This is a genomic window from Candidatus Corynebacterium faecigallinarum (assembly GCF_052264515.1).
GTDB classification, from domain to species: domain Bacteria; phylum Actinomycetota; class Actinomycetes; order Mycobacteriales; family Mycobacteriaceae; genus Corynebacterium; species Corynebacterium faecigallinarum.
Window position 1 is genome coordinate 23681 of the sequence record NZ_JBQQOC010000017.1, and the last position, 15201, is coordinate 38881.

At 67.6% G+C, this 15201-nt stretch carries 14 protein-coding genes; 9 read left to right on the top strand and 5 right to left on the bottom strand.

Translation table 11 applies throughout. The annotated features are described in order from the left end of the window. Nucleotide 1 precedes the first annotated feature (1 nt). Genes cysT through ACTXPP_RS09820 form a run of 3 tightly spaced genes read left to right on the top strand, consistent with a single transcriptional unit; the run spans nt 2 to nt 2624 of the window. Nucleotides 2–817, top strand: a complete 816-nt coding sequence (gene cysT, locus ACTXPP_RS09810) for a sulfate ABC transporter permease subunit CysT (RefSeq protein ID WP_443341988.1) — start codon at nt 2–4, stop codon at nt 815–817. Further along, the gene (locus ACTXPP_RS09815; protein WP_301496287.1) at nt 814–1623 is read left to right on the top strand and encodes a sulfate ABC transporter permease; all 810 of its coding nucleotides are present in this window, start codon (nt 814–816) and stop codon (nt 1621–1623) included. The genes cysT and ACTXPP_RS09815 overlap by 4 nt, the downstream gene beginning before the upstream one ends. After that, entirely contained in the window at nt 1620–2624 is a 1005-nt protein-coding gene (locus ACTXPP_RS09820; protein ID WP_443341990.1) for a sulfate/molybdate ABC transporter ATP-binding protein, read from the top strand. The genes ACTXPP_RS09815 and ACTXPP_RS09820 overlap by 4 nt, the downstream gene beginning before the upstream one ends. On the opposite strand, the gene metX is transcribed toward ACTXPP_RS09820, so the two are convergent. From metX to ACTXPP_RS09845, 5 genes are all read right to left on the bottom strand, one after another. After that, a complete protein-coding gene (metX, locus tag ACTXPP_RS09825) occupies nt 2625–3740 on the bottom strand; it encodes a homoserine O-acetyltransferase MetX (protein ID WP_301525331.1) in 1116 nt (371 codons plus the stop codon). A 51-nt stretch (nt 3741–3791) separates the two neighbouring features. Continuing rightward, nucleotides 3792–5132 carry an O-acetylhomoserine/O-acetylserine sulfhydrylase gene (locus ACTXPP_RS09830; protein ID WP_301525270.1) on the bottom strand — a complete coding sequence of 447 codons (1341 nt, stop codon included), beginning with the start codon at nt 5130–5132 and terminating at the stop codon, nt 3792–3794. Between the two features lie 271 nt (nt 5133–5403). After that, on the bottom strand, nt 5404–5685 hold the full coding sequence (locus ACTXPP_RS09835) for a P-loop NTPase family protein (RefSeq protein ID WP_301498599.1): 282 nt from the start codon (nt 5683–5685) through the stop codon (nt 5404–5406). Next, complete coding sequence (locus ACTXPP_RS09840) at nt 5682–5954, bottom strand: hypothetical protein (protein WP_301521104.1); 273 nt, start codon at nt 5952–5954, stop codon at nt 5682–5684. Before ACTXPP_RS09840 ends, ACTXPP_RS09835 begins: the two co-directional genes overlap by 4 nt. A gap of 321 nt (nt 5955–6275) precedes the next feature. Then, nucleotides 6276–8534, bottom strand: a complete 2259-nt coding sequence (locus tag ACTXPP_RS09845; protein WP_301520942.1) for an NADP-dependent isocitrate dehydrogenase — start codon at nt 8532–8534, stop codon at nt 6276–6278. 286 nt (nt 8535–8820) lie between these two features. On the opposite strand from ACTXPP_RS09845, the gene ACTXPP_RS09850 reads away from it, so the two are divergent. From ACTXPP_RS09850 to ACTXPP_RS09875, 6 genes are all read left to right on the top strand, one after another. After that, a complete protein-coding gene (locus ACTXPP_RS09850; RefSeq protein ID WP_301498142.1) occupies nt 8821–9804 on the top strand; it encodes an exodeoxyribonuclease III in 984 nt (327 codons plus the stop codon). Then, nucleotides 9804–10736 carry a LysR family transcriptional regulator gene (locus tag ACTXPP_RS09855; protein ID WP_301498143.1) on the top strand — a complete coding sequence of 311 codons (933 nt, stop codon included), beginning with the start codon at nt 9804–9806 and terminating at the stop codon, nt 10734–10736. Before ACTXPP_RS09850 ends, ACTXPP_RS09855 begins: the two co-directional genes overlap by 1 nt. A 24-nt stretch (nt 10737–10760) precedes the next feature. Beyond that, nucleotides 10761–11813 (top strand): tryptophan--tRNA ligase, encoded by a 1053-nt coding sequence (trpS, locus tag ACTXPP_RS09860; protein WP_301520940.1) that lies wholly within the window; start codon nt 10761–10763, stop codon nt 11811–11813. Nucleotides 11814–11955: 142 nt separating this feature from the next. Beyond that, the gene (locus ACTXPP_RS09865) at nt 11956–12720 is read left to right on the top strand and encodes a hypothetical protein (protein ID WP_443341992.1); all 765 of its coding nucleotides are present in this window, start codon (nt 11956–11958) and stop codon (nt 12718–12720) included. 371 nt (nt 12721–13091) lie between these two features. Continuing rightward, the gene (locus ACTXPP_RS09870) at nt 13092–13970 is read left to right on the top strand and encodes a M12 family metallo-peptidase (protein WP_443341994.1); all 879 of its coding nucleotides are present in this window, start codon (nt 13092–13094) and stop codon (nt 13968–13970) included. A 133-nt stretch (nt 13971–14103) separates the two neighbouring features. Then, nucleotides 14104–15195, top strand: a complete 1092-nt coding sequence (locus ACTXPP_RS09875; RefSeq protein WP_443341996.1) for a YhjD/YihY/BrkB family envelope integrity protein — start codon at nt 14104–14106, stop codon at nt 15193–15195. Nucleotides 15196–15201 lie beyond the last annotated feature (6 nt).

The window sequence follows — 15201 nt, forward strand, 5'->3', positions numbered from 1 at the left end:
GATGACGACCCCCCTCACGAGGCAGAACAACAGCAGACTCAGTATGGGCACCGCGGTGCTGTGGTTGTCGGTCATCGTGCTGCTGCCCCTGATCGCCCTGACCACGGAAGCATTCTCCGGCGGGTTGTCCGGCTTCTGGGAGGCCGTCACCTCCGACGGGGCGGTGGACGCGCTGCGGGTGACGGTGACCGTGTCCCTGATCGTCGCCGTCCTCAACGCGGTGACCGGCACGTTGATCGCCTGGGTGCTCGTCCGGGACGACTTCCCCGGCAAGCGCATCGTCGACGCGGTCATCGACCTGCCGTTCGCCCTGCCGACCATCGTCGCTTCCCTGGTGCTGCTGAGCATCTACGGGCCGGACAGCCCCATCGGCATCACCCTCAACGCCACCCAGCCCGCCCTGGTCATCGCCCTGGCGTTCGTGACCCTGCCGTTCGTGGTGCGCGCGGTGCAGCCGGTGCTCATCGAGCTCGACAAGGACGTCGAGGAGGCCGCGGCGTCGCTCGGGGCGTCCAACACCACGATCTTCCGGCGGATCATCCTGCCGGCCCTGTGGCCTGCGGCGCTTTCCGGTACCGGCCTGGCGTTCGCCCGCGCCATCGGCGAGTACGGCTCCGTGGTGCTCATCGGCGGCAACATCCCCGGGGACACCCAGGTCGCCTCCCAGTACATCCAGGAGCAGATCGAGTCGGACGTTCCATCGGCGGCGGCGGCAGTGTCCATTGCGCTGCTGGCCATCACGTTCATCGTCCTGCTGGCCCTGCGATTGGTCGGGGAACGTGCGACATCCGGCAAGAAGAAGGAGCAGGACGCATGACCCCCTCCAAAGGCAGTGTGCTGACACTGCGCACCATCGCCCTGGCCTACCTCGCCGTGCTGGTCGCACTGCCGGTCGGCACCATCCTGTGGCGCACCTTCGAGCCGGGGCTCGGCCAGTTCGTCGAGTGGATCACCACTCCGGCGGCGATCTCCGCGCTGCAGACCTCACTGATCATCGTGATCATCACCGTGCCGCTCAACGTGGTCTTCGGCATCGTCGTCGCCCTCGGACTGGTGCGGGGGCGCTTCCCCGGCAAGTCGATCGTCCAGGCGATCGTGGACCTGCCGTTCGCGGTGTCCCCGGTGATCGTCGGTGTCGCACTGATCATGCTGTGGGGCACCGACGGCTGGTTCGGCGGGGTGGAGAACCTCGGCTTCCGTGTGGTCTTCGGGCTGCCCGGCATGGTGCTGGCCACCGTGTTCGTGACCCTGCCCTTCATCGTGCGTGAGGTTGAACCGGTGCTGCGTGAGATCGGCACCGAACAGGAACAGGCCGCGGCCACCCTGGGAGCGAACCGCTGGCAGATATTCCGGCGGATCACCCTGCCGTCGATCCGGTGGGGTCTGTCCTACGGCATCGTGCTCACCGTCGCGCGGGCCCTCGGTGAATTCGGTGCGGTGATCATGGTCGCCTCCGGCTTCGCCGGCGGTGGGCAGACCCTGACCCTGCTCGTGCATTCCCGCTACCTCGACGACAACAACGTCTACGGCGCCTACTCCGCGGCGACACTGCTGATGATCGTCTCCGTCATCGTGCTCGTCATCATGACCCTCCTCCAGAAGAAGCAAGAGGTAACCAAGTGACCATCTCCGTCTCCCACGCCGTGAAGACCTACGGCTCCTCCCCGGTCTTCACCGCACTCGACGATGTCTCGCTCACCATCCCCGAAGGCTCCCTGACCGCGCTGCTGGGCCCGTCCGGCTCCGGAAAGTCCACCCTGCTGCGCACCATAGCCGGGCTGGAGCAGCCCGACTCCGGCACCGTGGTCATCAACGACCGCGACGTCACCCGGCTCAGCCCGCAGGACCGCGGTATCGGTTTCGTCTTCCAGCACTACGCCGCCTTCAAGCACATGACCGTACGCGACAACGTGGCCTTCGGGCTGAGCGTGCGCAAGCGTCCTAAACCGGAGATCACGACGCGCGTCGATGAGCTCCTCGAGATCGTCGGACTGTCCGGTTACCAGGGGCGTTACCCCGCGCAACTGTCCGGCGGCCAGCGGCAGCGCATGGCGCTGGCCCGTGCCCTGGCGCCGAATCCCGGCGTCCTGCTGCTCGACGAGCCCTTCGGCGCGCTGGACGCGAAGGTCCGTGAGGACCTGCGCACCTGGTTGCGCCACATGCACGAGGAGTTCACCGTGACCACCGTGCTGGTCACCCACGACCAGGAGGAGGCGCTCGACGTCGCCGACCGTATCGCCGTGATGGGGGAGGGGTGCATCGAGCAGGTCGGGGCCCCCTCGGAACTCTACGACCGGCCGGCGACGCCGTTCGTGCAGTCCTTCCTGGGGCACGTGACCACGCTGGACGGGAGAACGGTGCGTCCGCACGACATCAGGTTGGGACGCAACGCCACCCCGGCGGTCCCCGGCAACGAGATCCCCGCCACCGAGGTGCGCGAGGCCGTGGTGGAGCGGGTCGCGGTGCTCGGCTTCGAGGTGCGTGTGGAGTTGAGGGACGCCACCAACGGTGAGCACTTCACCGCGCAGATCACCCGTGGTGACGCCCGGGCGTTGGGTCTGTCGGACACCAGTGCCGGTGGGACCGTGTACGCCCGGGCGACGGAGGTCGTCGCTGCGGGGTAGTTACCGCTGGGCGAGCAGCGCGGCCTTGGTGAGGAACTTGTCCAGCACGATGGTCAGCTGACGGGTCTCGGTGAGGAAACCGTCGTGGCCGGTGGGGGAGGTGATCTTCGACAGGCCGATGAAGTCGCCGAGATTGCGCGACAGGTGCTCCTGCTGGTGGTACGGGTACAGGATGTCGGTGTCCACACCGGCGACCATGGTCGGCACCTGGGAGGATCCGAGGACGGCGTTCATGCCGCCGCGGCCGCGTCCCACGTCGTGCCGGTTCAGGGCGTCGGTGAGGATCACGTAGCTGCCGGCGTCGAACCTCGCCTGCAGCTTCTCCGCCTGACGGTCCAGGTAGCTCTCCACCGCGAAACGTTCGGTGGGGCTGGGGTAGGGGCCGTAGGGGTCCTCGCCCGGCTGCGGCTCGGTGCTGAAGCGCTCGTCGAGCTCCAGCTCACCACGGTAGGTCAGGTGGGCGATACGTCGGGCCTGGCCGAGGCCGTGGTAGGGGATGTGACCGGAACCGTGGTAGTCGCCGTCCTGCCAGCACGGGTCGGCGGTGATGAAGCGGATCTGGGCGGACTGGATGCCGATCTGCCAGGCGGCGGCACGGGCAGACACCGCGATCGGCAGGGCGGCCTCGACCACCTCGGGGAACATGAAGGTCCACTCCAGCACCCGGGCACCACCCATCGACGCGCCGATGACACCACGGATCCGGTCGACACCGAGCACGTCCACCAGCAACTGCTTCTCCGCGGTGACGAGGTCGCGGATCGACAGGGCGGGGAAGCGTGAGCCCCAGTACCCGCCGTCGGGGTGGGTGGAGGACGGCCCGGTGGATCCCTGGCAGCCGCCCAGGCAGTTCGCGCAGAGCACCAGGTAGCGTGTCGTGTCCAGGGCGAGTCCGGGCCCGATCATCCCGGCCCACCATTCGGCGGCGTTGCCGTCGGCGGTCAGGGCATGCTCGACGAGGATCACCGGACGCAGGACCGTCTCCTCGACGGGCCCCTCGTACCAGGCGAACAGGCGCAGTTCGGCACCGGGAACCGGCACCCCTGCCTCGGTGGTGAAGTCACCGATGGGCAGGGTCACCGAGTCGGCGGACGCGGGGAGCTTGGCGGGGTCGATGGCCACGGAGGTCTCCTGTGCTGTTCTGGGGTGGGGCGTGCTGCGGGTGGGTCAGCTGATGGCGTCGAAGCCGAGCTTGAGGTCGGCGAGGATGTCGGAGACGTCCTCGATGCCGACCGACAGGCGCACCGTCGCCAGGTTCACTCCCGCACGCTCCAGGCCGTGCTGGTCGGACTGGGAGTGGGTGGTGGTCGCCGGGTGGACGACCAGGGAACGGACGTCACCAACGTTGGCGAGGTTGGAGTGCAGCTTCAGGGCGTCGATGAACGCCCAGGCCTTTTCGCGGGCCTCGTCCGACCAGGCGTCGTCGACGGCCAGGTCGAAGGAGAGCACGGAGCCGGTGTACTCGATGCCCAGCTTCTCCTTGACGGCGAACCAGGGGGAGCCCGGCAGGCCGGCGTAGTTGACCTTCGCCACGGCCGGGTTGGTGGCCAGGGACTCGGCGACGATATTGGCGTTCTCGTTGTGCTTCTGCACGCGCAGCGCCAGGGTGTCCAGGCCCTGGATGGTGACCCAGGCGTTGAACGGGGACAGGGCGGCGCCGGTGTCGCGCAGCAGACCGGCGCGGGCCTTCAGGCCGAAGGCCGGGGCACCCAGGTCGGCGTACTTCAGGCCGTGGTAGGCGGGGTCCGGGGTGACGAAGCCGGGGAAGACCGGCTGGCCGTCCTTCTCCACGGTCCAGTCGAAGGAGCCGCCGTCGATGAGGATGCCGCCGAGGCCGGAGCCGTTGCCGGTGTAGAACTTCGTCAGCGAGGCCACGACGATGTCGGCACCGAGATCCAGGGGGCGCACGAGGGCGGCGGTGGCGATGGTGTTGTCGACGATCAGCGGGACGTTGTTCTTGTGTGCCAGCTCCGCGACGGCCGGAATGTCGAGGACATCGGCCTGCGGGTTGGCGAAGGTCTCGCCGAAGAAGGCCTTGGTGTTCGGCTTCACCGCGTCCTGCCAGGCCTGGGGGTTGTCGGCGTCCTCGACGAAGGTCACGTCGATGCCGAGGCGGGGCAGGGTGACACCGAAGAGGGTCTCGGTGCCGCCGTAGAGACGGGCGGAGGTGACGATGTGGTCGCCGGCGCTGGCGAGGTTGAGGATCGCGGCGGTCTCGGCGGCCTGGCCGGAGGCGAAGGCGACGGCGTGGACGCCGCCCTCCAGGGCGAGCAGCCGGTTCTCCAGTGCCTCCTGGGTGGGGTTGGTCAGCCGGCCGTAGATCGGGCCGAGGTCTTCCAGGGCGAAGCGCTGCTTGGCGTGCTCGGCGGAGTCGAAGACGTAGGAGGTGGTGAGGTAGATCGGCTGGTTGCGGGCCCCGGTGTCGGAATCGACGGTCTGCCCGGCGTGGATCGCGCGGGAGGCGAAGCCCCAGTTGCCGGCGTCGGAGTTGTCGTACTTGGTTGCCATGTGGGTGGGGACCTTCCGTGTTTGGTGTGTTGTGCAGGCTAGTTGTGCTGTGGAACACGATAGCGCACCTGCCGGACATGACAAACAGCTCGGTCTACTTTGAGCCAAATTCCCTGGTGGGGAACTCGACGGAAGTAGACCGAGCTGTTCAGTTGTTGTTGAAGGGGCTGGCGTCCTACATCTTCTCGGCGCCGCGGGCGGCGGTGAAGTTGCGGTCGAGTGTGGCGGTCATTGTGATCGCGTCCTTTCTGTGCGGTAGTGGTGCGGGTGTCTAGCGGTATCCACCGGCGCGGATGCGGGCGAACATGTCGTGGGGGTCGCCGGAGTCGGTGAGGCGGCCGTCGACCATGAGGTGGGCGGTGGTGGCGTCGAGGTGCTCCAGGATGAAGCCGGTGTGGGTGATGACCAGGCCGGCTCGGGCGCGGCCGTCGTCGGTGGGGGCGGAGAGCAGATCGCTGACAGCTTGTCCGACCACGCTGACCTGCTCCAGGTCCACGCCGGACTCCGGCTCGTCGAAGAGGCAGAGCGAGGGGCCCTGCAGGGCGAGCCTCATGACCTCGAAGCGCTTGGCCTCGCCGTCGGAGAATCCGACGTTGACGTCGCGTTCGCCGAGGGGCCCAGGCCGAGGGCGTCCTCGGCGGCGCCGAGCCGGTCGGACGCGCCGATGGCGTGGGCGAGCTTGGCGACGGACACCCCGGCGAGCGCGGGGGGACGCTGGAAAGCCAGACCGATACCGGCCTGGGCGCGTTCCTCGATCTCCATGTCGGTGATGTCCACACCCCGCAACGAGGCGGTGCCGGCGGTGATGTCTGTGGCGTTCATGGTGACTGTCCCGAGCTTTCGTTGGTCCGTGGGCCGGGGCAGGTGGAGCGGGCCGCCGCCCCGGGGAGCTTCTGTGGTGGAGCTTCACCCCTGATCTTACTTTTGCTTGCTTCCGTTCTGAATGGTCCGGAGCGGTGAAGACGGGCAATCTACCCTTGAACGGGGAGTGACAACGGACATACTGTGAGTCTCGTCGCCATCGGGGGTGTGGTCGGGGTCCCCTGAACTCTACCCACCCTAAGTCGGTCCTGCACAGACACGACCGCCCCGTGTGCCGACTCAGCGGCGCACGGGGCGGTGGTGGAGGTGGTGGGGCGGGGCCTACTTCTCGTGGCGGGACGCCAGGCCGTCGATGATGGCGTTGAAGGTGGTGGACGGACGCATCACGGACTTCGTCTTCTCCTCGTCGATCCAGTAGTAGCCGCCGATGTCGGCGGAGGAACCCTGGCCGGCGCGCATCTCCTTCTTGATCGTCGGGAAGGACTTCTCCAGCTCGGTGGCGACCGGGTCGAAGACCTCGGCCAGTCCGGTGTCCTCGGTCTGGTCGGCGAGGTTCCGGGCCCAGTAGGCGGCGAGGTAGTAGTGGCTGCCGCGGTTGTCGATCTCACCGACGACGCGGGCCGGGGACTTGTCCTCGTTGAGCACCTTCTCCGTGGCGGAGTCCAGGGCGTCGGCCAGGATCGGGGTGCGGGGGTTGTTGTCGGTCTCGGCGAGCTTACGCAGCGACTCTGCCAGGGCCAGGAACTCACCCAGGGAATCCCAGCGCAGGTAGTCCTCCTCGATGAGCTGCTGGACGTGCTTCGGGGCGGAGCCACCGGCACCGGTCTCGAACAGTCCACCACCGGCGATCAGCGGGACGATGGAGAGCATCTTGGCGCTGGTGCCCAGCTCCATGATCGGGAAGAGGTCGGTGAGGTAGTCGCGCAGCACGTTGCCGGACACCGAGATGGTGTTCTCCCCGGCACGGATGCGGTCCAGGGAGACCTGGCAGGCCTCGACGGGGGAGAGGATGCGCAGGTCCAGGCCCTCGATGTCGCCGACCAGTTCGGTGTCCTTGAGGTACTCCTCGACCTTGGCGGTCATGTTGCGGTCGTGGGCGCGCTTCGGGTCGAGCCAGAAGATGGCGGGCCAGCCGGTGGAGCGGGCGCGGTTGACGGCCAGCTTGACCCAGTCACGCACCGGGACGTCCTTGGCCTGGCAGGCGCGCCAGATGTCGCCGGGGGCGACCTCGTGTGACATCAGCACCTCGCCGTCGGCGGTGACGACCTCGACGGTGCCGGCGTCCTGGATCGTGAAGGTCTTGTCGTGGGAGCCGTACTCCTCGGCCTTCTGGGCCATCAGGCCGACATTCGGCACGGTGCCCATGGTGGTCGGGTCGAAGGCACCGTTCCTACGGCAGTCCTCGATGACGGTCTGGAAGACCCCGGCGTAGGAGGAGTCGGGGATGACGGCGAGGGCGTCCTGCTCCTCGTTGTCCTTGTTCCACATCTTGCCGCCGCCGCGGATCATCGCCGGCATGGAGGCGTCGACGATGACATCCGAGGGCACGTGCAGGTTGGTGACGCCCTTGTCGGAGTTCACCATGGCCAGGCTCGGGCCGTTGACCAGTGCGGAGTGGAAGGCCGAGCGGATCTCGTCGGCGAGGTCGGCGCCGATTTCGTCGAAGTTCTCGTCCAGGCCGGAGTAGATCGCGGCGAGGCCGTTCTCGCCGTTGAGGCCGTAGGCGTAGAGGGTCTCGCCGTACTTGTCGAAGACCTCGGAGAAGTAGGCGCGCACGACGTGGCCGAAGATGATCGGGTCGGAGACCTTCATCATGGTGGCCTTCAGGTGCGCGGAGAACAGGATGCCCTCCTCCTTGGCGCGGACGACCTGCGCCTTGAGGAACTCGTCGAGGGACTCGGAGCGCAGCACGGTCGCGTCGACGATCTCCTTGTCGAGGACCTTCAGGCCGTCCTTCAGGACGGTCTGGTTGCCGTCGGCGGTCACCAGACGGATGGTGAGGGTGTCGTCCCCGTCGATGATCACGGACTTCTCGTTGTGGCGGAAGTCCTCGGTGTCCATGGTGGCGACGTTGGTCTTCGAGTCGGAGGGCCACGTGCCCATGCGGTGCGGGTGCTTGCGGGCGAAGTTCTTCACCGCGGTGGGGGCGCGACGGTCCGAGTTGCCCTCACGCAGCACCGGGTTGACCGCGGAGCCCTTCACCGAGTCGTAGCGGGAGCGGGCGTCGCGCTCCTCGTCGGTTTCCGGCTCATCCGGGTAGGCCGGCAGGTCGTAGCCGTGGGACTGTAGCTCGGAGATCGCGGCCTTGAGCTGGGGGACGGACGCGGAGATGTTCGGGAGCTTGATGATGTTGGCGTCCGGCTGCTTGGTCAGCTCGCCGAGCTCGGCGAGGGCATCGTCCACACGCTGGTTCTCCGGCAGCAGGTCGCTGAAGACCGAGAGGATACGGGCGGCCAGGGAGATGTCGCGGGTCTCGACAGCCACGCCGGAGGTGGAGGCGAATGCTTCGATGATCGGCTTGAGCGAGTACGTCGCGAGCAGGGGGGCTTCGTCGGTGCGTGTGTAGATGATCTTGGCCATGGGCCGGTATCTCCCTCTTCAGTCTCGTGGTCGTGGCCTCGCACCGTGGGTGGGCGGTGGGGACGCGTCACTGTCTCGTGTTTGTTCGTCTCAATATCATTGCCGCTGTCGTGTGTCAGGGCATCTGCTCTCGCAATAATACGTCAATGCCCACAGTGCTGACGGGGACGGGTCGGTGGCTACCCCACACGCGGGGATAGACCGTTATGCCAGCATATGCGTCTGTTCGTCAGTGAGGACGGCGGGAACGCAGTCGTGTCCGACAGGGCCGGTACGCTGTCTCGGTATGAGCCTCACAGTCGCCACCGTCAACGTGAACGGCATCCGTGCCGCAGCCAAAGTCCGCAACGAGAACAACCACGGGATCCTGCCGTGGTTGGAGCAGACCCCCGCGGATGTCGTCCTGCTGCAGGAGGTCCGGGCGAACCCGGAGCAGACCACCACGGCCCTTGCACCCGCGCTGGAGTCCGGGTGGAACCTGGTGCAGGCCGAGGCGGCGGCGAAGGGTCGGGCCGGGGTGGCGATCCTGTCGCGTCACGAGATCAGCGATGTGACGATCGGTTTCGGCGACCACGATGCCGCCGGTGAGTTCGCCGATGCCGGACGCTACATCGAGGCGACCACCGCCGGTACCCGGGTGGCAAGTGTGTACCTGCCCTCCGGGGCGGAGGGGACGGCGAAGCAGGACGAGAAGTTCCGCTTCCTCGACATCTTCGGCCCCTACCTCACCGACCGGGCCGCGGAGTACGACGCGACCGGCGGCATGGTCGTCGGCGGTGACTGGAACATCTGCCACCGTCGGGCGGACCTGAAGAACTGGCGTCCCAACCGCAAGAAGTCCGGCTTCCTGCCGGACGAGCGCGCCTTCATGGACTCGCTGCTGGGGACGTTCCCGGACGCGACCACGCAGGTGGGGGATGCCACGGACGCCGGACGCAATGGCAACCCGGCCGGAGCGGCAGGAGACTTCCACGGCGCGGTGGACTACGCCGCTGGGGAGGCCGCGACCGCCCGCCTGGCCGCCGGTGCCCCGGCGGACCCGCAGTGGTTCGATGTGCTGCGTCGGCTGAACGCCGATGTCGAGGAGGGTCCGTACTCCTGGTGGACGTGGCGTGGCAAGGCCTTCGACACCGGCGCCGGCTGGCGGATCGACTACCAGATCGCGACCGGTTCCCTCATGGACCGGGCCGAGACCGCCTGGGTGGACAAGGTCCCCGACTACGACCTGCGGTGGAGCGACCACTCCCCGGTGCTGGCGACGTACCGGTGATGTCCAACATCCCGCCGGTCGACCAGCTGACCACGCTGGTGGCCGTGGACCGGCACCGAAGCTTCGCTGCGGCAGCCCGCGACCTCGATCTGAGTCAGCAGACGGTCAGTGCCCGGGTCGCCGCCGCCGAGAAACTGCTGGACACCCGGATCTTCGAACGCACCACGTCCGGGTCGGTGGCGACCGAGGCGGGGCGGGCGATACTGGATGCCGCGTCCGACTACCTGAACGCCGCCGCCGAGTTCTCCCGGAAGGTCACTGCGGCGACCTCGGCGGGTGCGGCGTCCGACCCGGACGCACCGCGCACCCTTCAGGTGGCGGTGTCGAACACCATCGCCGAGCTGTACTTCCCGGTGTGGGCGGCGCGCTTCCACCGGCAGCGTCCGAACGTGACCCTCTCGATGCGCCCCTGCAACAGTGCCGAGGTCTGCGACGCCGTTGCCGAGGGCGAGAGCGCGCTCGGCTTCGTCGAGGGTGCGGCGGTCCGGCACGGTCTGGCGTCCACGGTGGTCGGGGTGGACGACCTGATCGTGGTCGTCCCGCCGAGCCACCCGTGGGCGGGCCGGGAGATCACCGCCCAGGCGTTGCGCACCACCCCGCTGATCACCCGCGAGCGGGGTTCGGGCAGCCGGGAGATCCTGGAGAAGACCCTCGGGACAATCGCCCGCCCCGCTGGCGAGTTCGGGTCGCTGGCGTCCCAACGCGCGGCGGTGACCGGGATGGGGGAGCCGACGGTGATCGCCGAGCGGGCGGTGGCCGACCAGGTGGCGTCCGGTGCGCTGGTGCGGGTGCCGGTGCACGGGGTGACGTTCCGCCGGTCGCTGCGCGCGGTGTATCCGCGGCAGGCGGGACGGGACGGCCTCGACGGAGATGCGGAGGCCCTGCTGGAACTGGCACGTAGGACGGCAGGTACTGGTGGTGTGCACGCCTGACGGGGGCGGGTAACCTCAGTGGGCATGAACGCCAGTGACCCCAGTAGTGATCCCAGTAGTGATCCCAGTAGTGACCAGACCCAGCGCGTCCTCTCCGGCATCCAGCCGACGGCGGACTCGTACCACCTCGGCAACTACCTGGGGGCGGTCAAGCAGTGGATCGACCTGCAGGACGGCTACGACGCCTTCTACTTCATCCCCAACCTGCACGCCATCACCGTCGATCAGGACCCGACCGAGCTGCGCGACCGCACCCTCGCCGGTGTCGCGCAGCTGCTGGCCCTGGGCATCGACCCGGAGAAGTCCACGATCTTCGTGCAGTCCCAGGTGCCGCAGCACGCCGAGCTGGCCTGGGTGCTGACCTGCCTGACCGGTTTCGGTGAGGCGTCCCGCATGACCCAGTTCAAGGACAAGTCCGCCAAGCGTGGTGCCGACCGCACCTCCGCCGGACTGTTCATGTACCCGATGCTCATGGCGGCGGACATCCTGCTCTACCGTCCGCAGCTGGTCCCGGTGGGCGAGGACCAGCGTCAGCACCTGGAGCTGACCCGTAACCTCGCCGAACGCTTCAACGCGCGCTTCGGTGAGACCTTCACCGTCCCCGACGGTTTCATTCCGGCAGGGTCGGCGAAGATCTACGACCTGCAGGACCCGACGGCGAAGATGAGCAAGTCGGGGGAGAACCCCAAGGGCCTGGTCAACCTGCTGGACGAGCCGAAGACCTCCGCCAAGCGCATCAAGTCGGCGGTGACCGACAACGACGGCGAGATCCGCTACGACAAGGAGAACAAGCCCGGAGTCTCCAACCTGCTGGTGATCCAGTCTGCGCTGACCGGACGCAGCGTCGAGGACATCGTGACCGACTACCAGGCCGCCGGCGCGCAGTACGGTGCGCTGAAGGTGGACACCGCCGACGCCCTGCAGGCGTTCACCACCCCGTTGAAAGCGAAGTACGATGAGTACATGGCCGACCCGGCCGAGCTGCAGCGTGTCCTGGACAGGGGTGCGGAGAAGGCCTCCGTCGTCGCCGAGTCCGTGGTGGCCGACGTGTACGAGAAGATGGGCCTGCTGAGGTAGGCGAGAGTTGAGGTAGGAGAAAGATGACCAGGAACCGAGTTACCTTTCCCGCCGCGACGGCGTTGTTGGCTGCGGTCTCGGTGGCTGGCGCCCCCAGGCCCAGGCGCAGTCACTTGATGCGCCGGGGCGCACGCAGATCTCCGTGGACCACGCCCATTCCAGTGCCCACCTCGGCACCGCGAACGAGAATGAGCCGCGCTACAGCCTGTCGCTGACCAAGTTGCTCATCGCCGACTATGTCTTCGCCCACGGCTCGGCCGCCGACAAGGCCAAGGCGTCCCAGATGATCCGCACCTCGGACGACGGGCTGGCCACCGAACTGGCAGGGAAATACCCCAACGCCATCCGCGCCACCGCGAACCAGTACAACCTGAATTCCGCGGTCCCGGCAGACACCTGGGGGAACTGGAAGTTCTCCAGCAACGACTGGTCGCGCTACCTCTCAGCGAAGCTGCGCGAGGACCCGACCGGTACCGGGCCGCTGCTGTCGGCGATGCGGCAGTCGACCACCGTCGCCGCCGACGGCTACAACCAGCGCTTCGGCGTGGCGCTGCTGCCGGGCGTGGACGGGTGGAAGTCGGGCTGGTCGGACGACCGGTCGACCTACCACGCCTCGGTCGGCTTCGGCGGCGGCTGGACGGTCGCGGTGCAGACCAGCGGCAACCGTGGGGCGTTGAACCGGGACCTGACGGGTGCCCTGGACCGGGTCGGACCGCCGACTCCCGACGCCGGGCCGGGGATGACCAACTGGCCGGCCCGGGCTGTCGCCCAGGGTGCGGTGGACGATGTCACCGCCTGGGTGAACCAGGTCGCGCCGGGCGTGCGCGTCCAGTCGCCGTCGATGGGTGCGGTCCCGCAGTACATTCCGCTGCCGGACGTCGTCGCCAGTGCACTGCCGAGTTCCTAAGGGGCTGTCGAGCTCCCAGGTGCTGTCGAGCTCTCCCCCGGGGAGGAGGCGGGGAGGAGACAGCGGGCGCGCAGAGGGGCCACGCAGGGGGAACGGTGGTACCTGTAGTGGGTGTTACGGGGGTAGCTGATACGGGGCGGGGTGTGGTTTCCTTCGGGTTCCCTACGGGGTTGGGCACCCGGATGGGAGTGATCGAAAGTTCGTTACCTGTTCGTTATCATCGCATTCGGTCGTGCCACCTCCGGGGGTCTCGGTAGCGTGCTGTGAAGGCGGACGGGATCAGACCGATCCCGCCGATTTACGTCTGTCACCAGTCAAGACGTGATTCCATCGTCCTCTATGGACCTCCATCGACCTTGGGAAAGAGAAACATGACCAAGCGCATCTACCGGACCGCCGCCGTCGGCGCGTCCCTGCTCGCTACCCTGGCCATCACAGCTCCGACCGCCATCGGTCAGTCCAGTTTCACCCCCGGCAAGGAAACCCTGCCCGGGAGCTCCGTCGAGACGGAAAAGGCGGATGACACCGGCACCACCGACGAGTCGGAGGTCTCCGCGGACCGCACCATCGACGTCCTCGTCCTGTACACCGGTGAGGCTGAAGAAGGAGAAGGTAGCGAGGAAGACATCCTCGACGCCATCGACTCCGGGCTCGAGGGAATGAACAAGGCGCTGGAGCGCAGCGACATCGAGGGACAGGTCACCCTGGCCCACGCCGAGAAGATCGACTTCCAGGAGACCGACGACCAGGGCGAGGCCATGACCTGGGCCCGCGAGAGCGACGAGATCGCCGATCTGCGCGAGGAGCACAGTGCAGACCTGATCTCCGTGGTCGTCTCCGGTCAGGCCGGCATCGCCCAGTCCCCGATCCCCACCGAGGACACCGATGACATGGCCTTCAGCGTTGTCGGTGCCGACTGGCTGCGGTCCGATGACGCGACCGGCGAGGCCGGCGTGTTCGCCCACGAGCTCGGCCACAACCTCGGTGCGGGCCACGACTGGGACAGCTCCCCGGAGCCGAACCCGCACCACCCCTACAACAAGGGACACATCACCGAGAACGGTCTGGTCGACATCATGGCCTACAACAACGCCTCCTCCTGCGCGCCGGACTGCCAGCGCGTCCCCTACTACTCCAACCCCGACCTCACCGTCGAGGGTGAGCAGTTCGGTGCCGACGACGGCGACCGTCCGTCCAACCTGAAGAAGATCTTCGACGAGACGATCCCGATCGTCGCCGCCTACCGCTAGTCAGGGAAGCGCACCGCTCGTCGGAGCAGCGGCAGGAGATCTGTGAGAGTGCCGGTCACGCACCGGTGTCTTGCACTACGGTAGAACGGCACACCCCCATAGATTCTTGACGTTACCCCGAGGAGTCCCTCCGATGGCTCGCACAACGACCGCTGCCGATCCCGGCAAGCTCGACGATCACGGCATCGAACGGTCCACAGACGATGCACCCGGCGCCATTGACGCCTACCGCGACAAATGGCCGTGGTTCGACCACGTCATGCGGATGAATGAACGCTACGGCGACCAGGGCGGCAACCACTTCGCCGCCGGCATCACCTACTTCTCCGTGCTGTCCATCTTCCCGCTGGTGATGCTGATCTTCGCCACCGTGGCCATGGTGCTCGCCGGCAACGAGGAGTTGATGAACGACATCGCCGACTCGGTCACCGAATCGGCCGGCGATGACCTCGGCGCCACCATCAACGACATCATCGACGGTGCCATCGACCAACGTGGCAGCGTGTTCGGTATCGGTCTTGTTCTGGCCCTGTGGACCGGTCTGGGCTGGATGGCCAACCTGCGACTCGGGGTCTCCGAGATGTGGAAGGTCGACGGCAAGGCGGCGAACTTCATCACCGGCAAGATCAGCGACCTGATCGGCCTGATCGGCCTGCTGCTCGCCCTGGTCGTCGCCTTCGGTGTCACCGCCATTGGTGGTGGTGGATTCACCCGGGGCCTGCTCGACGCCATCGGACTGGGCGATATCCCGGGCATCCGTTTCATCACCTGGCTGGTGGCCCTGGTGGTGGCATTGATCGCCAACTGGCTCGTCTTCTTCTGGCTGATGATGTTCCTGCCGCGCACCCGCGTGCCGCGGCCCGCCGCCGCCCGGGCGGCGATCATCGGGGCGATCGCCTTCGAGGTGATCAAGCAGTTCGCCACCCTGCTGTTCTCCAACGCATTGTCCAGCCCGGCGGCGGCCGCCTTCGGTCCGATCATCGGAATCATGGTGATGCTGTACCTGATCTGGCGCATCGTGCTGTACCTCGCGGCCTGGACCGCCACCACCCCGGAGGCACTGGCGCAGATGGTGCCGGACGCCCCGCCGCCCGCGGTCATCCGCGTGCGCCAGGAGGTGCGCCCGGGTTCCCGCCAGGTCAGCCGCGCCGGACTGGTGGGTGTCGGTACCGCCGCCGGTGCCGCGGCCGTCGGCCTCATCGGCCGGGCGCTCCGCCGCAAGTAGGAACGG